Annotated in this window: 17 protein-coding genes and 2 pseudogenes; 11 read left to right on the forward strand and 8 right to left on the reverse strand. The window is 67.3% G+C overall.

Features of this window, described 5'->3' with window-relative positions:
* Positions 1-112 precede the first annotated feature (112 nt).
* Complete coding sequence (locus ACZ7M3_RS40380; RefSeq protein WP_190171813.1) at positions 113-1,129, reverse strand: sugar ABC transporter substrate-binding protein; 1,017 nt, start codon at positions 1,127-1,129, stop codon at positions 113-115.
* Between the two features lie 247 nt (positions 1,130-1,376).
* On the opposite strand from ACZ7M3_RS40380, the gene ACZ7M3_RS40385 reads away from it, so the two are divergent.
* Both ACZ7M3_RS40385 and ACZ7M3_RS40390 read left to right on the forward strand, forming a co-directional pair.
* Positions 1,377-2,339 carry a carbohydrate kinase family protein gene (locus ACZ7M3_RS40385; RefSeq protein ID WP_472070348.1) on the forward strand — a complete coding sequence of 321 codons (963 nt, stop codon included), beginning with the start codon at positions 1,377-1,379 and terminating at the stop codon, positions 2,337-2,339.
* Between the two features lie 333 nt (positions 2,340-2,672).
* Positions 2,673-2,975 carry a putative quinol monooxygenase gene (locus ACZ7M3_RS40390; RefSeq protein WP_101404512.1) on the forward strand — a complete coding sequence of 101 codons (303 nt, stop codon included), beginning with the start codon at positions 2,673-2,675 and terminating at the stop codon, positions 2,973-2,975.
* 646 nt (positions 2,976-3,621) lie between these two features.
* On the opposite strand, the gene ACZ7M3_RS40395 is transcribed toward ACZ7M3_RS40390, so the two are convergent.
* Both ACZ7M3_RS40395 and ACZ7M3_RS40400 read right to left on the reverse strand, forming a co-directional pair.
* The gene (locus tag ACZ7M3_RS40395; RefSeq protein WP_472070350.1) at positions 3,622-4,188 is read right to left on the reverse strand and encodes a Uma2 family endonuclease; all 567 of its coding nucleotides are present in this window, start codon (positions 4,186-4,188) and stop codon (positions 3,622-3,624) included.
* Positions 4,189-4,976: 788 nt separating this feature from the next.
* Positions 4,977-5,267 carry a CPCC family cysteine-rich protein gene (locus ACZ7M3_RS40400; RefSeq protein ID WP_472070352.1) on the reverse strand — a complete coding sequence of 97 codons (291 nt, stop codon included), beginning with the start codon at positions 5,265-5,267 and terminating at the stop codon, positions 4,977-4,979.
* Between the two features lie 188 nt (positions 5,268-5,455).
* Between ACZ7M3_RS40400 and ACZ7M3_RS40405 the strand changes: the two genes are divergently transcribed.
* The gene (locus tag ACZ7M3_RS40405; protein WP_472070354.1) at positions 5,456-5,794 is read left to right on the forward strand and encodes a cyclic-phosphate processing receiver domain-containing protein; all 339 of its coding nucleotides are present in this window, start codon (positions 5,456-5,458) and stop codon (positions 5,792-5,794) included.
* 321 nt (positions 5,795-6,115) lie between these two features.
* Positions 6,116-6,573: pseudogene (locus tag ACZ7M3_RS40410) on the forward strand (tyrosine-type recombinase/integrase); the annotation flags it as partial.
* A gap of 128 nt (positions 6,574-6,701) precedes the next feature.
* Here the strand turns inward: ACZ7M3_RS40410 and ACZ7M3_RS40415 are convergent.
* Positions 6,702-7,283, reverse strand: a complete 582-nt coding sequence (locus ACZ7M3_RS40415) for an HD domain-containing protein (protein WP_472070358.1) — start codon at positions 7,281-7,283, stop codon at positions 6,702-6,704.
* Positions 7,284-7,353: 70 nt separating this feature from the next.
* Here ACZ7M3_RS40415 and ACZ7M3_RS40420 point away from each other — a divergent pair, with 70 nt between their 5' ends.
* From ACZ7M3_RS40420 to ACZ7M3_RS40440, 5 genes are all read left to right on the forward strand, one after another.
* Positions 7,354-8,334, forward strand: a complete 981-nt coding sequence (locus ACZ7M3_RS40420; RefSeq protein WP_472070360.1) for a GlxA family transcriptional regulator — start codon at positions 7,354-7,356, stop codon at positions 8,332-8,334.
* A 505-nt stretch (positions 8,335-8,839) separates the two neighbouring features.
* Positions 8,840-9,409, forward strand: coding sequence for a hypothetical protein (locus ACZ7M3_RS40425; RefSeq protein WP_472070362.1), 570 nt, complete (start codon positions 8,840-8,842; stop codon positions 9,407-9,409).
* A gap of 4 nt (positions 9,410-9,413) precedes the next feature.
* The gene (locus ACZ7M3_RS40430; RefSeq protein ID WP_472070364.1) at positions 9,414-10,442 is read left to right on the forward strand and encodes a COG1470 family protein; all 1,029 of its coding nucleotides are present in this window, start codon (positions 9,414-9,416) and stop codon (positions 10,440-10,442) included.
* 305 nt (positions 10,443-10,747) lie between these two features.
* On the forward strand, positions 10,748-11,410 hold the full coding sequence (locus tag ACZ7M3_RS40435; RefSeq protein ID WP_472070366.1) for a hypothetical protein: 663 nt from the start codon (positions 10,748-10,750) through the stop codon (positions 11,408-11,410).
* Positions 11,411-11,970: 560 nt separating this feature from the next.
* A complete protein-coding gene (locus tag ACZ7M3_RS40440) occupies positions 11,971-12,291 on the forward strand; it encodes a tyrosine-type recombinase/integrase (protein ID WP_472070368.1) in 321 nt (106 codons plus the stop codon).
* Between the two features lie 300 nt (positions 12,292-12,591).
* On the opposite strand, the gene ACZ7M3_RS40445 is transcribed toward ACZ7M3_RS40440, so the two are convergent.
* From ACZ7M3_RS40445 to ACZ7M3_RS40455, 3 genes are all read right to left on the reverse strand, one after another.
* On the reverse strand, positions 12,592-13,161 hold the full coding sequence (locus ACZ7M3_RS40445) for a DinB family protein (protein ID WP_472070370.1): 570 nt from the start codon (positions 13,159-13,161) through the stop codon (positions 12,592-12,594).
* A 1,075-nt stretch (positions 13,162-14,236) separates the two neighbouring features.
* The gene (locus tag ACZ7M3_RS40450; RefSeq protein ID WP_472070372.1) at positions 14,237-14,512 is read right to left on the reverse strand and encodes a DUF4231 domain-containing protein; all 276 of its coding nucleotides are present in this window, start codon (positions 14,510-14,512) and stop codon (positions 14,237-14,239) included.
* 27 nt (positions 14,513-14,539) lie between these two features.
* Positions 14,540-15,618, reverse strand: a protein-coding gene (locus ACZ7M3_RS40455; RefSeq protein WP_472070374.1) for an IS630 family transposase whose coding sequence is annotated in 2 segments (ribosomal slippage) — positions 14,540-15,117 and positions 15,117-15,618 — 1,080 coding nt in all. Because the reading frame shifts where the segments join, the coding sequence is not laid out codon by codon here.
* A 660-nt stretch (positions 15,619-16,278) separates the two neighbouring features.
* On the opposite strand from ACZ7M3_RS40455, the gene ACZ7M3_RS40460 reads away from it, so the two are divergent.
* Positions 16,279-16,791: a hypothetical protein gene (locus ACZ7M3_RS40460; RefSeq protein ID WP_472070376.1), complete on the forward strand. Its 513-nt coding sequence runs from the start codon at positions 16,279-16,281 to the stop codon at positions 16,789-16,791.
* Between the two features lie 155 nt (positions 16,792-16,946).
* Positions 16,947-17,123, forward strand: a pseudogene (locus ACZ7M3_RS40465) (site-specific integrase); the annotation flags it as partial.
* Positions 17,124-17,587: 464 nt separating this feature from the next.
* On the opposite strand, the gene ACZ7M3_RS40470 reads toward ACZ7M3_RS40465, so the two are convergent.
* Positions 17,588-18,010 carry a CU044_2847 family protein gene (locus ACZ7M3_RS40470; RefSeq protein ID WP_472070378.1) on the reverse strand — a complete coding sequence of 141 codons (423 nt, stop codon included), beginning with the start codon at positions 18,008-18,010 and terminating at the stop codon, positions 17,588-17,590.
* Positions 18,011-18,016: the final 6 nt, after the last annotated feature.

Raw genomic sequence — 18,016 nt, forward strand, 5'->3', positions numbered from 1 at the left:
AAGACAGAAGTCCCGGTGGGAGGACAAGGGGGCGGCCGTCCCCGGTCGGGGAGGTGGGGCCGGCCACCCCGCTGAGGGGTTTGGAAATGGCGGCCAGGGGCGGGTGAGCGGCTCAGCCCCAGCAGTTGTCCAGGCCGTAGGCGGTGTCCTTCGACGTGACCCCGTCCTGCGCCTTGTCGGTGATCAGCGTGACGCCGGTGTCGGTGTAACCGGACGCTTTCTTGCCGTCCTTGGCGTACGTCACGACGGCCTTGACGCCCTCGGCGGCCATCTTCAGCGGGTACTGCTGCGAAGTCGCGGCGATCTTGCCGTCCTTGACGGCCTGGGTGCCGGTGCAGCCGCCGTCGACGGAGACGATCAGGACGTCCTTCTCCCGGCCCTTGGCCTTCAGCGCGGTGTACGCACCCAGGGCCGCCGGTTCGTTGATGGTGTAGACGACGTTGATGCCGGGCGCCTTCTGCAGGCAGTTCTCCATCGCGGTCTGGCCCTTGGCCTGGTCGCCACCCGTGTCCTGGGCGCACACGACGTCCTTGTCGGTGGCGCCGAAGCCCTTCAGGAATCCGTTGTGCCGCTGGACGCCGACGGAGACACCCGGCGCGAGGTCGAGGGCGGCTATCTTCGCCGTCTTGCCCTTCATGGCGGCCTTGGCGTACTCGCCGATCAGCTGGCCGGCCTTGAGGTTGTCGGTGGCGAAGAGGGCGTCGACCGCGCTCTCCGGCTCGGTCGGGGTGTCCAGGGCGATGACCAGGACACCCTTGGCGCGGGCTTTCTGGATCGCGGGCACGATCGCCTTGGAGTCGCTCGGGGTGATCAGGATGCCCTTCACACCGGCGGCGACCATGTTCTCGATGGCCGTGACCTGACCTGCGTTGTCCCCGTCGAACTTGCCCGCCGCGGTCGACAGTTGGGCGCCGTTCTCCTTGGCGGCCTTCTCCGCGCCCTCCTTCATCTTCACGAAGAACGGGTTGGTGTCGGTCTTGGTGATCAGACCGACCTTGACGCTGCCCGATCCGGTGCTCGCGGTGCCCGATCCCGATCCGGATCCACAGGCGGTCAGGGCGAGGGCTGCGACACCCGTGCAGGCAGCGGCTCTGAGCAAGGGGGAGGGCAGACGAGAGATGCGTGACATGAACGACTCCTGCGGGATTGCGGGCGAACGGCCGGCATCGGGGCATGCCGTCCCTCGGTGTCATCGTTGACTTATGTCATCGTTGACACTGCTTGGCGAGGATGATGGACTCCGTTCCCAGGCAACGTCAATGCCTTGCACCCGTCACAAATCGGCAACGCACGCCGCCGTCGTCCGCCCGAAGCCGTTCACCGGCTGCCCGGGACGTGCTTGTTTCTGTCCGCGCATCCCGAGAGAAGAGCAGCCCATGAACCGGCGCCAGATCACCGTCCTGGGGGAGTGCGTCGCGGACGCCTTCAGTGAACCCGCAAGCGTCCCGCACGAGCTCGCCCTGCGGGTGCTGCCCGGTGGCGGACCTGCGAACACGGCGGTGGCCCTGGCCAGGCTGGGTACCCCGGCCCGCTTCCTGGCACGCCTGTCCGGCGATGTGTTCGGCCGCCTGTTCCGGGCCCATCTCGAGGCGTCCGGCGTGGACCTGTCGTACGCCGTCGCGGCCGCCGAGCCCAGCACGCTGGCTGTTGCCGAACTGGACGCCGAGGGTCAGGCTGCGTTCTCCTTCCACGCGCAGGCCACTGCCGACTGGCAGTGGACCAGTGCGGAGCTGGTCGGCGTTGACCTGGCCGGCACCGCCTGTGTGCACACCGGCTCGCTGGCCCTGGTCAAGGAGCCCGGAGCGGCCGTGCTGGAGGACTTCCTGGCTGCCGCCGCGCCTCGGGCCACGATCAGCATCGACCCCAACGTCCGCCCGCTCCTGGTGCACCCCGAGATCTACCGTGCCCGGCTGGCGCACTGGTGTGCCCTCGCGGACGTACTGCGGCTGAGCGAGGACGACCTGGAACTCCTCCTGCCCGGAACACCGCCCGAGCAGGCGTGCGACATCTGGCATGCCGCCGGTGCGCGGCTCGTCGTGATCACGCGCGGTGCCGACGGCGCCCTGGCCTCACTCGACGGGGAGCGCGTGCAGGTGCCCGCGGTGGCGACGCCGGTTGTCGACACGGTCGGTGCGGGTGACTCTTTCACCGCGGGGCTGCTGCACCACCTCGGCACCCATGGACTCCTCGGCGGCAGGCTGACGGACCTGCGTCTCGGCGATGTCGAGGCAGCCTGCCTGTTCGCCGCGCAGGTCGCGGCCCTGACCTGCGCGGTTGCCGGCCCCAACCCGCCGTGGCCGAACCAGTTGGCGCAGTTCGCGACCGTCGGCGACGCCTGATGGTCTGTCGGTCCGCACCGGAGCAATCCCGCCCGAACCGTTGACGCGCTGGCCGGATTGCGCTTCATAATCGGACACTCGATGTCATCGATGACACAAGTCGACGATGACACCCCTGGTCGGCGGCGTGGACGCCGGCCTCGGCCCGGGGGCTTTCGGTCCGTCCGCGCCGGGGCCGCAGTCGCCGCTGCGCGGATAGCCGGGGGACAAGGAGACATCCTGAGCCCTGTACGCGTAACCCGGCATGCCCGCATGCGAGGGATCGGCTCGGTGAATCTGGACAAGGCCGTTGCCTGGCACCTCGACTTCGCTCACTGACAAGGACACGAAACCGTGAAGAAGACCCTGCTTGCCGAGTTCACCGCCCGAGAGGGAGCGGAGGACGAGGTCGCCCGCCTGATTCGGGACTACGCCCTGAAGGTGCGGGAAGAGGAAGGCAACCTGGCCTTCGACGTCTACACCAAGGCGGCAAACCCGCGCGGATACTGGATCTTCGAGGTCTACCGGGACGAGGACGCCTTCAAGACACACCTGGACGCCCCGTACGGTGCCCCGTTCAACGCCGCCCTCACCCCGCTGATCGAGGAGGACGCCTCCGTGCTGACGTTCCTCGATCCGCTGGCCACGCATCCGTAACGGGCGCTGAACACCGGCGGCGCCCTGGAGCTGGAGCGCAGAAAGATCGAACTGCTGCTCCAACTCCGGGTCGACGGGGTCTGTACGCGTGCATGTACCACCGGGTCGTGGAGGTGCCGGAGCAGTTGTGACGGAACGGCCCGCCGCGCTCTGCTTTGCTGGTCAGCCGTGCTCTGCCGCGCCTGGCTGGCGCGGCAGAGCAGGACAGGGCCTGCGGTCAGCTGATCGCGTCGGCGAAGATGCGCATCCGCTCGATGTTGGGGAGACCGGCGAAGGCGACCTGCTTGCCCTCGGTCAGCGGGACCGTCGTCGCGTAGAGGCTCACGTTGACGAACCACGGTGCCGGCCCATCGCACATCCGCCTCGTCGGGTGGCACGGGCGCCGGAAACGGTGAAGGGCCAGCCTGGGAGGTAAATCCTCCTGAGCCGGCCCTTCTCTCTGTGCCCCCGGCAGGAGTCGAACCTGCGACACCCGCTTTAGGAGTGGGATCGAATCCTTGCCGGGTGGTGCCTGGCGCTGCCGCACGGTGCTGCTTTCCCTGGTCAGAACCGCACGGCGAGCCACTTGATCCGACTTATGCCGCCCTGTATCGGGCCGTCCGCTCACGCATCGCTCACGCGCTGCCGGCTGCTGAGCAGCGCGTGGTCAGACCTGGCCGAGGTCGATCTCCACCGGGAAGGGGGCAGCTACCTTGAGGACGCCGGTGAACACGTCTCCGTCCCGGTAGGTCTTCGTCGCGGGGTCGAGAACGTAGGTGTACACGAGAGGAACGCCTGTCGCGGCCTGCTCGATCCGCCAGTAGAAGCCGATGCCCGCCTTGGCGTACTGGTCGACCTTCACGATCCGGTCGGTGGTCTCCGAGCCCGGCGACACCACCTCCGCGACCAGCAGCACGTGCTCAGGGCGGGTAGGGGTGATGTCGATCGTGTCCGCGCGGTACACGACCACGTCCGGGCGGCGATTGGTGAGAGGGACGTCCTGAAGCCGGACGTCGAAGTCCGTGTCGGCGTTCCATGCCGGGCCCGCGGCGGCGTCCAGGGCGTTCGCCAGAATCCGGGCCAGCCGGTTGTGCCGCTTGGACGCGCTCGGACTCACGACGACCATCCCGTCCACGACCTCGATGCCCGCGCACTGCTCCTCGGACCAGGACTCGTACTCATCCGCCGTGATCTGCTCATGCATCCACGCCGGGGCCACCATCTCGGCCGTCATGAAGCACCTCCCGGACACTGTGCTGCGGGCCCGATCCCGCTGGATTCAGCGTACTGTCTGCCATCCGTCCGGCACGCTGATCTCGCTCAGGTCCCCTCCCCGGCGGCCGGCATCCGACCAGCGAGCCCACGACAAGTGAGGAACCGGCGCGGTGGACTCGTCACCAGACGATCGGAACGGGCGACGCCCCGCCGTCCGGCCCGAGCAGCCTGCACCGGCTGGTCTTCGACATCACCGAACGCGACCTGTACGTCTGCAGCCCGCCCGCCATGACCAGGGCCGTGCTCGCCGGCCCGCGAGACCTGCGGATCCCCGCGCGACAGGTGCACGCCGAGAAGTTCGGCCTGGCCTGAACCGGAAAGGGGTCCGACGTCCAGACCCGCGCGGAGAGACCCGCTGCAGGCCCAGCAGTAACCGTCGCTCACGCAAAACGGCCCCGGACGAGCGGCCCGAGGCCGAACAGAGCGCCTCCCTGGGAGAGAAGCCCAGGCCAGAGCGGCAATGCGCTGTGCCCCCGGCAGGATTCGCACCTGCGACACCCGCTTTAGGAGGGCGGACGTGGTCACCACGGGTATAGCGGTTGCCCGGCTCAGCGACGCATCTGGACTACGGCAAGCCGTCGTTGACCGTGGCTGACCGCACGATGTGGCACGACTGTGGCACGCGACCTTCTGATCCGTAGCTCTAGGCGGATCGGCCTGAGGACCACACCGGTTGCGCTACGTCCTTACGAGGTCGCTGTCGGACGGGGCGGGTTGCTGTACCTCACCACGGGTGCCGCCTCTGGGTCAGGACAGTGGATGCTCCTGTGGCAGCGGCTCCCGAACAAACTGGGTGCGCCGCTCGTCGCAGGCGCCCATGGCGTGGAAGTTCCGACGGGCCTGAGTCAGACTCAGCCGGCCGTTCGGTCCGCCGCGTACCCTGTCGGCGTCGTGATCGTCCTGGCCGTCGTCCTCCCAGAAGCACACGGGGCAGATCTCATAGAGGCCACGCTCGGCAAGCGTCAGGTAGCCGCAGCACGGACACCGATAGGGCCCGGTCTCAGAGCTGAGGTTCACGTTGATGAAGGGTTCAGTCACGGCCGTATCCTGGCGAAGCCTTGCCGCCGACGCACCTGGATATCCAGCCCGATCTACAGACCCAGCCTGGAAAATCGCGCGAAAGCGGTGCTTCGCAGTATTGACATGCAATCTGTATGCGGCGCCGACTACGTCGTCCTCCCCGCCCTCCGCTGGGCCCGCCGCGGCGGTGCTGTGATGATGGTCGGGTGAAAGAAGAGTCGCCCGTACCGACGCCCGTCATCCTTGGCGTTGACGACCTCCGGCCGCTGCCCTGGGCCACGCGGATCGCGCGCACCAGCGGCGAGGGTGTCAAGCTCCTGCAAGAGCACCGCGACAGCTTCATCGACGAACTCTGGCTCGACCACGACCTCGGCGGCGACGACAGCATCTTGCCCGTGGTGACCCTCATGGAAGAAGCCGCTTTCAATGGACGGCCTTTCCGAATCGGAACGGTCTTCGTACACAGCGCCAACCCCATTGGCGCCGAGACCGTTGTCCGGTCGCTCACACGCTGGAACTACCAGGTTCGGCGAGCGGCGGCCTAGGAATCTGATTTTGGAGTCTGGCCTCATCCTTATCAGGTCGATCGCGAGGGACCATCGACGTCGGCCCATCGGTCCTACGCTTCGGCTGATCGTCCGTTGCGATCCGGCGGCGACCGCCACTGTTCGCGCTTGTTGGTGTCAGCCGCTGATGTCAGAAGGCGTCCATGTCCCCTGGGCCTGCGACGCATTTCCCGGTCTCGTCCACTACGTAGATGACGTCACGCGTGCCCACGTTGTCTGGGTCCTCCGTCTTGCCGGGCTCGGGGTCGATGACCGGGCAAATCGCCCATGCCGGATCAAAGGCGCGGACAGCTACGCCGGGTCGTGATCCGACGGGCACAGGCCGAGTTGCAGAACGGTCGGCTCTTCGACAAGGCGCCCAAGTCGGCCGCGGGCGTCCGGACTGTTTCCTTCCCCGCTGAGCTGGCCGGCGGGATCAGCCAGCACCTGAAGAGCTACGCCGTCGAAGGACAGGAGGGTCACCTGTTCGTTGGTCCGCAGGGCGGGCAGCTTCGGCGGAGCAACTTCCGGGATGACTGGATCAAGGCCAGGAAGGCGGCGGGCATCTTAGCCGAGCTGCACTTTCACGACCTGAGGCACCGGCAATACGTTGGCTTCGACGGCTGGCGCCAGCACCCGGGAGCTGATGACGAGGATGGGGCACAGCAGCTCGCACGCGGCGTTGATCTATCAGCACATGGCGAGTTGACCGTGATCGGGCGATCGCTGATCGGCTGGGCTCGATGATCCGGGAGACAGAAGGGAAACGGGCTCCTTAAGGATACTTACAGCCCTCACCACGCTCAATGACGTCGCCGCCGTCGGGCCGTCGACTTCGGTCACGACCGATCGAAGCGCCCTGCCCTCGGCCGACTCGTGTGTACCGCCGGCCTGCCTCTGGCTCTCGTCAGCCGCCGGTTTGCCTGAGCAGTTCAGCCGCGATGGAGAAGGGCGGCGCCGCATTCGGAGACTTTCGGGCGTGCTTGACGATGGCCACCTGGAGCGAGCGGTCATCAGGCGACCGCGGGTAGGCGAGACGCACGGGCTCCTGCAGCTCGGGGGAAAGCTCGGTGAAGCGGCCGCCATCGGTGAAGACGCCCTTGTGGGTCAGGTAGGTCAGCAGGCCCATGCGGTCGGCGAGGCCGAGCGAGCTGTGCAGGGCGATGGCTTCCCAGACCCGGCTGATGTCGCCGTCAGGGACCCCGTGCTCAGCCAGCAGCTTTGCGGCGATGTCCGCGCCTTCGACCTCGAATCGAGCATTGCCCTCGGCAAGCGTCCCCAGCCCGAGGTCGTGCATGACCGTGGCTGCGAACAGCAGGCCCTCGTCGTATGCCGCATCGGTTAGCAGGCTTTCTTGCTGAGCAGTCAGCCGTGCGAAGTAGAAACTGCGCAGGCTGTGGTCGGCGATCTGCTTGTCCACCGTCTCGTGCATGATCGCGAGGGCTGCGTCGGCGATGTCGCCAGTTGGTAGAACCAGATGATCGTTCATGGTCCGAACCTAAGCAACCACAGCCGTCCTCAACAGTGGCCCGCGGGCCTACTGCCGCCATAATTGGGCCATGATCTCCAATGATATGGCCGTGCCCCTGCGCCATCACGTTGTCGTACTGAGCCTGCCCGGCGTGCTGCCGCTTGAGCTCGGCATCGCGGCGCAGATCTTCTCGACAGACCCGAACTACGAGCTGACGGTCGCGACGTATGAGCAGGTCGTGCCCGTGGCCCGCTCAGGGTTCTCCGTCACCGGCGCAGCCGGCCTTGATGCGCTCGAAAAAGCAGACACGGTTATCGTCCCGGGGTACGACGACGTTGACGCCGACGTCCCGAGCGCGGTCCTGGCCGCTCTCCGCGCGGCGCACGGCCGCGGCGCACGAATCGTGTCCATCTGCTCCGGAGCCTTCGCCTTGGCGGCGACAGGTCTTCTCGACGGAAGACCCGCCACGACCCATTGGCAGGTGTCTGACCAGCTTCAAAGGCGCTACCCAAGCATCGAGGTCCAACCGAACCGCATGTTCGTCGACGACGGCGACATCCTCACGTCGGCAGGCGTGACCGCCGGAATCGACCTGTGCCTCCACCTCATCCGGATTGACCACGGAGCCGCTGCCTCGAACGCGAGGGCGCGGTCCCTGGTGGCGCCGCCCCAACGACCCGGCGGCCAGGCGCAATACATTGACCGGCTCCGCAGCCAGCCGAGCGGCCAGGAACTCGCCACCGTCCGGGACTGGATGCTCGACAACATGGCAGCGACGATTACCGTCGACGATCTCGCCGCACGCGTCCACATGGCTCGGCGCACCTTCGTCCGCCGCTTTCGCAACGAGACCGGGACCTCACCCATGGCATGGCTGACCGACGCACGCATCGACCGCGCGCGCGAACTACTGGAAGCCACCACGGAGCCCATCGAGCGGATCGGGCGACTGACCGGACTCGGGAACCCGACGTCTGTGCGCGCAGCCTTCCACAGGCGTGTCGGGACCTCGCCCCAGGAGTACCGCGCTCTGTTCCGGCAGAAGGCGCGAGCGGACGTGACCGCCTGAGCGCGGGGGAGGGCTGTACCGCCATCGTCGGCCGGTGGCGCAGCGATCCCCACCGGCCCTCACGGGCGTGGCGGCAGCATGGATGACCTTCAACGACCGAGCTACGGATCGGAAGGCCTACATCGCGGCAAAACCGCAGGTCAAGCGTGCCCCCGGCAGGATTCGAACCTGCGACACCCGCTTTAAGAGTTCGGCGGGCTCGTTTCCCGGAGGGAATGGGAACGCCGTGGGAACGGAATCTGGCAGCCCATCAGGGCCGAGCGAAGCACAGCAACCCAGCAACGTCCGCGGAACTCTCTCGGGCGGGCCGAGCACAGGCAGCGGCCTGCCTACGACTCCATGCCTGTGCCGTGGGGCTACGAGCGCTGCGAGGCAGTTAGCTTGGCGTTTAACGCCGCAGGTCACCGCGCTCCGGCTGAAATATGGTCATTCGTGTGGTGGAGTGCGGCGCGCGTCGGCTTGTGTGAACAGGCCGCGCCCGATTGTCTGCGTCACGTCAGCCAGCATGTCCGCTGTCAGCCAGGATGTCCGCTGGCGGGCGGCTACTTCGGGAGTTACCGTGCGCGCACGAAGCCTATCTGTCGCGGCCGCAGCCGCTGCTCTCGTCCTGATCCAGCCGGGCCTCGCCGTCGCGGCGGACGACCCGAGCACCACGGTCACGTACACCGTCACGTCCGGCGCATTGACGCTGTCGGTACCGGCCAGCGCCGCCCTCGGCTCGGGAGCGCCCGGCACCACGATCAGCGCGCCGATCGGCCCCATGACTGTCACCGACGATCGCGCCCTCCTCTCGGCCTCCTGGACGGTGACCGCGGCGGAGACGGACTTCACGAGCGGCGGGTCGACGATCCCCGCCACCAGCGCTGCCTACGATCCCGGGTCGATCACGACGACCGGTACCATTACCGCCACCGGAACGCCCGTGACGCTGAGCAACTCCGGGCAGACGGTAGTCACCGGGAGCGCCGGTGTCGGAGACAACACCGCGACCTGGAACCCGACAGTCGCCGTTAGCGTGCCCGCCAGCGCCGTCGGCGGGGCCTACACGGGAACGCTGACCCAATCCGTTGCCTGACGGAATGAAGGGTGCGCGCCGGTACTGGGTTCTGCTGCTGGTGCTGGCCTTCGTACAGGCGGCCGGGGTGATGCCGGCGGCGGGGCACGGGGCGCCCGGGGTGTCCTCCCCCCAGCACCCGGCTGCGGGCAGGATCATCAGTATCAAGCTGCTCGACGCTCCGGAAAGCCGCCGTGCCGATCCCAGGGCGCAGGCCTACATCGTCGACCACGTCGCGCCCGGCTCGACCATCGAGCGGCGGGTGGAGGTCACCAACGAGTCGTCCACACCGATGCACGTCAACGTCTACGCCGCGGCGGCCACCATCGCGAAGGGTAAGTTCACCTTCGCGCCGGAGCGCACCTCCAACGAGCTGACCGGCTGGACGTCACTCGATACGGCGGACCTTGACCTGGCGACCTCCGGAACGGCGCGAGTACGCACCACCATCCGGGTGCCCAGGGATGCCGCCGCCGGGGAGCGATACGGCGTCATCTGGGCGCAGACGGGCACCCCCACGGACCGCTCGCACAATGTAGCGATGCTGGGCCGGGTGGGCGTCCGCATGTACATCGACGTCGGTCCCGGTGGTGAGCCACCCTCGGACTTCAAGATCGAGCGGCTCTATCCGACCCGAGCCCGCGACGGGCGGGGGGAGGTTCGCGCCCGGATCCACAACACGGGGGGCCGTGCCCTGGACATCAGCGGGGCACTCTCCCTCTTCGACGGGCCGGGCGGACTGCGCGCTGGACCGTTCTCGGCCAAGACGGGCACCACACTGGCTCCGGGCGACCTTGCGGAGGCGGTCGTCCCGCTGGACGCACGGCTGCCGGACGGCCCGTGGACCGTGAAGCTCACGCTCAAAAGCGGCCTGGTCGAGCGCACCACGCGCGCCACCATCACCTTCCCGACGACTCTCGGTAGCGTCGGAGCGGTCGCCGCGTCGGTCGCCCAGCAAGGGCACTTCCCCACCCCTGTGGTCGCCGGGCTTTCAGCCCTCGTCCTCACCGCTCTGTGCCTTCTGCACTTCAAGTTCCTCCGGCGCCGCCGGTGACCACTCCGACGGAGCCCCGCCCCCGTAGCCGGCGCTCCGGCCCAGGTGCGCCACTCGCCCACCCGCTGTGTTTGTCGAGTCTCGTGTGCTCGCCGCGATCACCGTCGTGTCGTATCCGCGAGCCCACTCACGGAAGCGTAAAGTGATGTTCATGTCACGATGAGTATCTATGGCTTGTTGTCGACGGTTTGGAAGCGGAGATGTCGGTGTTCAGGCATGGGAGAGGGCGGGCTGAAGCAAGCCGCGGCACGGGAGGCATGTTTCGACTGTGGCTGAGGGTGTGGCCCCGCAAGACGGGGGCGGTCGTGACAGTCGGGCTGGCCGTCCTGTCGATCGTCCTGGCCACAGCCTGGACCGCCACGGTTCAGCGCGCCTACGTCGCCCAGGTCAACGACGGGACGGGGCCGGTGAACGACACCTTCACCACCACCGGCCTCACCGAACCCAGTGGCACCGCAACCACTGACCCCAGCAACACCGACAGCACCGGCAATACCGGCCTCACCTTTACGGTCATCCCAGTCGGCCACCCCTCCCTGACCATCGCCAAGAGTCACGCGGACACCTTCACCCGGGGCGACGACGGCGTTTACAGCATCACTGTGGGTAACGTCACCGCAGCCGGCCCGACCAATGGCACCAAGGTCACCGTCCACGACATCCTCCCCGCAGGTCTTCGGGCCGACAGGATCACCGGCAGGGGATGGCACTGCATTCTGGCCACCCTCACCTGTACCCGCAGCGACGTCCTGCCTGCCGGGCACAGCTACCCGCCCGTCACCCTGAAGGTCGACGTCTCCTGCAACGCCCGTGGACGGGTCACCAACACCGCCACCGTCACTGGAGGCGGTGACACCACCACTCACACCGCCACCGACACCACCACGATCGAGCACCACGGGCACGACGGCGACGGGCACGACGGCCACGACGGGCGTCATGACCACTGCGATCGCCACGACCACTGACAACACTCAACCCGCGTGGGCGTAGTAGCGGAAGGTGTGCAGGTCCATGAGTCACACTGCCTGGTCGGTAACGTCGCGGTCGGCAGAGCGACTTTGGCCGGGAGCTGTGTTGGCGGCTCTAAAACTGCCGATCATCGTTGACACCTGGGTCTCTGATCAGTACGGAGATCCCCATGTCGCGACGGTGGCCGCGCCGACTCCAGCGGTGTAGTACGCCTGTCGGCTGATCCCGAAGTACCGGCAGGACAACGCGACGTTCCCGGTGACCTCTTCGACGTGCCGGGTCAAAGGCGCGGGGACGGTCACCCACACCGAGCGGCCGTTCCTCTCCGCGCCCGAGGTGTACCGGCTCGCCGACGCCGTTCCACCTCACTGCCGCGCCCTGATCCTCCTCGCCGCCTTCACGGCGCTCCGCTTCGGTGAACTGGCCGCTCTCCAGCGCCGGGACATCGACCTGGAGGCCCGCACCGTGTCCGTCCGCCGCTCATACGCCGAGACTCGGACAGACAGCGCCCAAGAGCGCGGCCGGTGTCCGCACCGTCGCCTTCCCGGCCTCGCTCGTGCCCGAGCTGGCACACCACCTGGCCGAGCATGCCTCCGCCGGCCGAACCGGGCTCGTCTTCGTCGGCGCCCGCGGTGGTGTCCTGCGCCGGAACAACTTCCGGCGGATCTGGCTCCGCGCGCTCGACTCGACCGGTCTCGGTGACGTCCACTTCCACGATCTCCGACACACCGGGAACACGCTCGCCGCGACCGGCGGCGCCACCACCCGCGAGTTGATGCACCAGATGGGCCACTCGTCGCTGCGGACACGTAAGTGGCACGGCCCCCCGGCGGCCGGAAACGACAGAGGCCCAGATCACCGGATTCTCACCGGCTGACCTGGGCCTTGTTCGTGTCCCGAGACTGGTGGGCGCGGACGGTTTCGAACCGCCGACATCCGCCTTGTAAGTTCGATCCGGCGACTCTTCTCGGCCTGCATAGTGGCTTCGTAGAGACGTTGGCGAGTACGCCCTCAGCTGCACTGATACGCCGACGTTCGCGCCCGTTGATGTCAGGCGTAGATGTCAGCCGCCTCGCCCGACGCCTTGACCCGCGGATCATGGGGTAAGGCGTTTGCGGGGTCACAGGTCGTATCGCCCCAGACCGTGTGGGGGCGATACGACCTACCGCTCCGCTGGCTAACCCATGGTCTTGGCGCCGTCCAGGGACTCGCGGATAATGTCGGCGTGGCCGGCGTGCTGGGCGGTCTCGGCGATGATGTGCATCAGCACCCGGCGGGCCGACCATCGCGCACCCGACTCGGACCACGGGGCCTTCGGCAGCGGTTGTGTGGCGTCCAGGTCGGGCAGGGTGACGACCAACTCGTTGGTCCGACGGGCTACCTCGGCGTAGTCGGCGAGCACGCCGGCCAGCGTCTCGCCTGGCAGCATCCGGAACTCGTCGGCCCGCCGGGCCCAGTCGGCCTCGGTCATGGTGGTGAAGTCGGGCATCGCCGACGGGCCGTCCAGGATGAACTGCACCCAGGTCCGCTCGACCGCAGCGACATGCTTGATCAGACCGCCCAGGCACAGCTGGCTGGCGGTGGTCCGGCGCCCGGCCTGCTCGTCGGTGAGGTCGCGGGTGGTGAAACGCAGGAAGCGCCGATGCGTGGCCAGCACCTCCAGCAAGTCTGCGCGCTCCCCGCTGGCGGTCGGCTCATCGGCCGGGTCGTGGGTCGCCAGTTCGTTGACAGTCACGGTCTCGCTCATGGTCGCTGCCTTCCGTGGTTTGTGTTCCGCCGGGCAAGGAGGACGCTAGAGGCCGTAGAGGTCAGATTCTGACCTAAATTAGGGGAGAGGCGAGATTTTCGTGATCCACTCCCCGGCGCCTCCCAAGAACGCACCAGGCTCGGTCCCCTGAGATAGAGACCGGGCCTGACCTGGTGTTTCACCTGTCGGGGGCGGCGGGATTTGAACCCACGACCTCTTCGTCCCGAAGCAACTTGGGCGGGCGTCTGACCTTGAGTCGCTGTGCCTCCTACCTGCCGCGATGGTCCACAAGTGTGCGCGCCTGTCCGGCGCTGTTCGTGGGCGTTGTCACGCAGTCAGACACGCACGCCGGGTCTAGGCACCGGCTCCGCTCAATCGACCCCAGTGCGCTGCAATGCCTCCCGAAGAGGTACGCCCAGTCGTACCGCGGCGATCCGTCTGGCGCGTACTTCCGCAGGTGTGCGTGGCCGGAACCCTGGACCACCACAGCCGCACGAATGAAAGGTCAGTCCCGCTTTCAGCACGACGCCGAGGGCCTTCCATCCGGCGGCGTCGCGGCGGCGTGGAACAGCGAGATCGTGCCCAGCATCGATCATGGCGGCACCGCAACGCGGGCAAGGCTGCTCACGCTCGTTTGGCCAGTCGCGTTTGAACGATGACCGGCACGCAAGACACACGAAGTGGCGCTTGTAGTGGGCCATCCCATAGCGGCACATGTGCGCAGGGTATGAGGCGGAGCCTGCTGGTACCACCGCTTTGTAAGGGCGGACGTGGTCGGCGGCGCACTTCCCCAGGTCGCTCCGGCTGTAGCCGCTGCTGCCCAGGTGAACGGCGCATCTCGACTGTGGCGAGCCGTCGTTGACCCTGGTTGACCGCACGATGTGGCACGGCTGTGGCACGCGCCCTTCTGATCCATGGCTCTAGAGAGATCGGTCAGTGTGGCACGGCCAGCCGGTCTACCGAAGCTCTCGCCGGGCATCTGGAATGCCGGGCGGTGTTTGAACGTCAGTGCTTACCTGGCCACCCAAGGTCATCACGTTGAGGGTCGCAGAGTTCTCGTTGGCGATTGCGCTCTCTACACGGGCGACCAGAGTCGTGAATGCTTCGGTCTCCGAGAGTAAGGCCCTACCTTGGTTTCGAAGCAGATCCGCTCGTGCCCAAGGAGCTGTTCGGTCGACCTGTAGTTCTTCCACTGTTCGCGGTAGCGGTACACGCTCTCCAAGGAGACGGAGCCGACAACGATCAAGCTCAGCACCGTAGCGGTAAGTTTGGCGAAGGACAGGTCAAGGTTGACTAACACGGGTACCAAGGCTCCCCCGACGACGGATATCGTCCTCATCCGGAGATGCATGGCCTTCGTCTTACTGACTTCGGCTCGTCAAGGTGACGCTGGATTGCCGAGGGTTAGGCCGGTGCCTGCTATGAAGCCGTCGAGGGTGTCGGGCCGGTACTGGAGGCGTTTGAGCCGGTTGCGGACCAGGGTTTCGAGCCGGTCGAGAGCAACCACGGCGAGGTTGGCCAGGCTGCGCTTGACGTGGGCCCATACCCACTCGACGGGGTTCAGGTCCGGCGAGTACGCGGGCAGCAGAAACACCGTCAGCCACTCACGCTCGGCGATCAACTCACGCATGGCATGGGAGACATGAGTGTTGAGCCGGTCCCAGACCAGCACGATCGGCGCCTTGACGAGGTGATGGGTGCCGTCGATCAACGCGATGAAGTCGCGCTCGCCCATACTGCGGCGCTTGCCCTTGCCCGCAGGGTGAGTGCGCAGACGGTGGCACAGCCGGGTCCGGGAGCCGGGCCGCATGGCGATCAGCCCGGCCACCGACAGCCGTCCCGAGCGGCGTCCGCTGATGGTCACGACCGGGGTGCGGCCGCGTCGGCCCCAGGTCCGTCCTTGGGGCGGCCGCCGCGTGAACCCGGCCTCGTCCTCGAAGCAGACGTAGCCTCCGCAGGCCGCCCGGGCCCTTTTACCTCCGCCCAGGTCGCCTCCTTCCAGACGGTGACGGCCTCCTCGTCGCGCTCGGCCACCCGCCGCGCAGGGATCTGCGGGCTGAAGCCGAGCCGGTGCATCAGCCGGGTGGCACCCGAGACGCTGTAGGCGACGTGGAACTTCCGGCCAATCAGTGTGGCCACCCGCGCCGCGGTCCACACCTGGTCCTCCACCCAGCCATGCGCAGCCGGCCCTTCATCGAGGTACGCGGCCAGTTTCTCCAGACAGCGCGGGGACAGCCGGCATCGCGATCCGCTCGGGCCACGAGAGGCCAGAGCCTGCATGCCACCGTTCCGCCACAGCCGGTGCCACCGGTAGGCCGACTTCAGGCTCACCCGCAGGCGCCGTGCAACGTCCGGCGGCTTGATGTCCTGCTCGAACAACTCGGCCGCCTGTATCCGGACCGTCTCCCGGCACCGACGTCCCGCAGGGGTCAGCCCGCCCCCATCCGCATACCTCATACACCACGGGATACAGACAACACTCCCGGCTCATCAGGGCCTTCGAGAAAGATCACCCTAACGAGCCGAAGTCAGTAACAGCCTTCTTGTCGTACCACTTCTGGTACTGAGACAGCCTCCCCTCTACGTAGTCCTGCGCCGCGGCCACAGGCCGGGAGACAGGCGGGTGGGCTTCGAGTGACTGACCGTCATCCGTTCCTGACATGCGCGGAAGTACATCGGTGGTCTAACGACGCAGTCAACTCGGCAGCCCCAGGACAGCCCTGGAGCACCAGTTTGGAAGATCGCGTAACCAAATCGGGCCTACCTGGCGAGACGCTGACCTGTGTGTTCCCGGGGTGCTCACCGTCACTCCCCGTTGTTCCTCGTCGCGCGCTGCTCGATCGGGCATGCAGGGGGCACAGGTGGTCTTCTCCCGCTGTCGCGGGGCGTTGGCGCTCTCGCCCTCCCCGCCCGTTGGAGCCTAGTCGGCGCTCAGGCGGCCGAACAGGGGCTGTGAGGCATTGCCCTGGCGGTCTGGGCGTGATGTTCAAGCGCACCGGGTATCGCAGGCGCATGCGGTTATGGGGAGAGGCCTTGTCGGCGGAACGCTGGGTGGAGGCTCTTCTGCCGGGCGTAGTGAGGCGTGTGCTGGCGGGTGCGGAGCCCCAGCCGCGTTGGATGCCGCGGCGCGTGATGATGGTGGTGTCGGCCGATGTCGACACCACGGCCGGTGTCGGGGCGGTTTGGATCGTGTGGCATCCGAAGTCGGCGCGAGCGCGTGAGCACACGCCGCTTCTGGAGTGGTACGACGAGCAGTGGCGGTACGTGGGTGGCGGTAGTGGCCCGGTGAACGACCCTGCCAACGTCGCCGTGATCGAGCTCTGCGGCGGCGGGGGCGCACTCAGCCTCACCCGCCGCCTTGACCTGCCGCACTCCATCACCACGGCCCCATGGATCGCCTACGTCATGATCTACCTCGGGCGGGACGTCAGCCACCTCCTCATCGGCAGCCGCCGGATCAACGTTCCCGAGGGGCGCAAGCTCGTCGCCGCCTGGATGTCCCCATATGGCAGCCGTGGAGTCCGTCCCGTCATCGTGGCTCTCGGCCGCGACGGCACGGAACTCTCCCGCATAGGCCCCCACGACAGCCTGGACACCTACACCTGGGCACGGCTGAGAGCGGAGTTGTAGACGGTCCGGTTCTGAGGCGCGCACATGCCCACGCGGTCGGTGGAGCGGCTTTGGGCGGGAGCTGCTTTGGGGCGAGTGATCATGGCCCCTTAAGCTTCCGGCGAGTCGGGCAGTCTGTGGACCTGGCTGCATAGGAAGGTCTCCGCAGTTCGAGGGGATTGACAACCCTGCTTACAGCGGCCGGAGTCGCGCCCCGCGTCGTGATGGAGATCCTCGGGCACAGTCAGATCAGCATCACCATGGACGTCTACACACACGTCGTCCAGGACACGCAGCGCGAGGCCATGAGTCACATGGATCGGCTGCTCAGGAGGCGTCCCGGTCGTCAGTGACCGTGCTCGTTGATGTCAGCTGTGGATATCAAAGGCCCCGGACCATGATCGGTCCGGGGCCTTTGCCCTGGTGCCCCCGGCAGGATTCGAACCTGCGACACCCGCTTTAGGAGTGGGGTCCAATCCGTGATCGGGGGTGTTCGTTCATGCCGGGTGTTGCTGTCCTCGCAGGTCGGAAGTACCTGGCGGGCCGCTTGATCCTGCTCGTGACGGCTTGTGCTCGACGATCCGCTCACGCATCGCTCACGCGTGGAGGCCCTCTGGCCTGGTGTGAGTGGCCATGCCATCAGGTTGCCCTGATGCCCGGGATGGCGCGACGCCAGGGATGGCACGAGTGGTCGCTGACGGGAAGGCGATGGGCCCTCAGGGGCGGTTCACCGCGTGGATGTGCGAGTTGGTGGCGTCGGTGATGAAGTCGCGGGTGCTGTCGGCGCCGAGGGCCTGGGCCTGGAGGCCGTCGTACATCACGTGGCTGCGGAACTGTCCCCGTCCGGTTGATGATTGTCGGCGCGCGGCGTGGCCACGGCGGCCTCCGGGCTCCACGTGGCGGTGACCGCCAGGTGGGCTTGGCCGTTGCCGTTGACGATGCCCAGTTTCAGGTCCTGGCCGAGCTGTACGCCGAACGTGACGGTGATCTCGGTAGGCGGAGTGGGCACGGCGCTCATGGCGTCGTGGACCTCTTGGACCAGGGGGCCGAGCGGCTTGAGCGTGGTGCGCAGCACGCCCGCGGCGACGGTGGCAACGGCTTCCCCTCGCCTGCCCACGGGGATGACCGGGCCGAGACCGTCTGCCGAGTCGTCGTCATCGAAGGCGGGTTGTCCTGCGCCAGCGAGCAGGAAACGGACTGTGGTGCCGTCGTCGAGGAGGTAGTTCTCTGAATCGGTCATGGGAAG

The organism is Streptomyces sp. NPDC111656, assembly GCF_055656965.1.

Coding starts and splice junctions, on each gene's coding strand:
- ACZ7M3_RS40380 (WP_190171813.1), bottom strand. CDS start 1,129: ATGTCACGCATCTCTCGTCTGCCCTCCCCCTTGCTCAGAGCCGCTGCC.
- ACZ7M3_RS40385 (WP_472070348.1), top strand. CDS start 1,377: ATGAACCGGCGCCAGATCACCGTCCTGGGGGAGTGCGTCGCGGACGCC.
- ACZ7M3_RS40395 (WP_472070350.1), bottom strand. CDS start 4,188: ATGACGGCCGAGATGGTGGCCCCGGCGTGGATGCATGAGCAGATCACG.
- ACZ7M3_RS40415 (WP_472070358.1), bottom strand. CDS start 7,283: ATGAACGATCATCTGGTTCTACCAACTGGCGACATCGCCGACGCAGCC.
- ACZ7M3_RS40420 (WP_472070360.1), top strand. CDS start 7,354: ATGATCTCCAATGATATGGCCGTGCCCCTGCGCCATCACGTTGTCGTA.
- ACZ7M3_RS40425 (WP_472070362.1), top strand. CDS start 8,840: ATGTCCGCTGTCAGCCAGGATGTCCGCTGGCGGGCGGCTACTTCGGGA.
- ACZ7M3_RS40430 (WP_472070364.1), top strand. CDS start 9,414: ATGAAGGGTGCGCGCCGGTACTGGGTTCTGCTGCTGGTGCTGGCCTTC.
- ACZ7M3_RS40445 (WP_472070370.1), bottom strand. CDS start 13,161: ATGAGCGAGACCGTGACTGTCAACGAACTGGCGACCCACGACCCGGCC.
- ACZ7M3_RS40450 (WP_472070372.1), bottom strand. CDS start 14,512: ATGCATCTCCGGATGAGGACGATATCCGTCGTCGGGGGAGCCTTGGTA.
- ACZ7M3_RS40460 (WP_472070376.1), top strand. CDS start 16,279: ATGCCGCGGCGCGTGATGATGGTGGTGTCGGCCGATGTCGACACCACG.
- ACZ7M3_RS40470 (WP_472070378.1), bottom strand. CDS start 18,010: ATGACCGATTCAGAGAACTACCTCCTCGACGACGGCACCACAGTCCGT.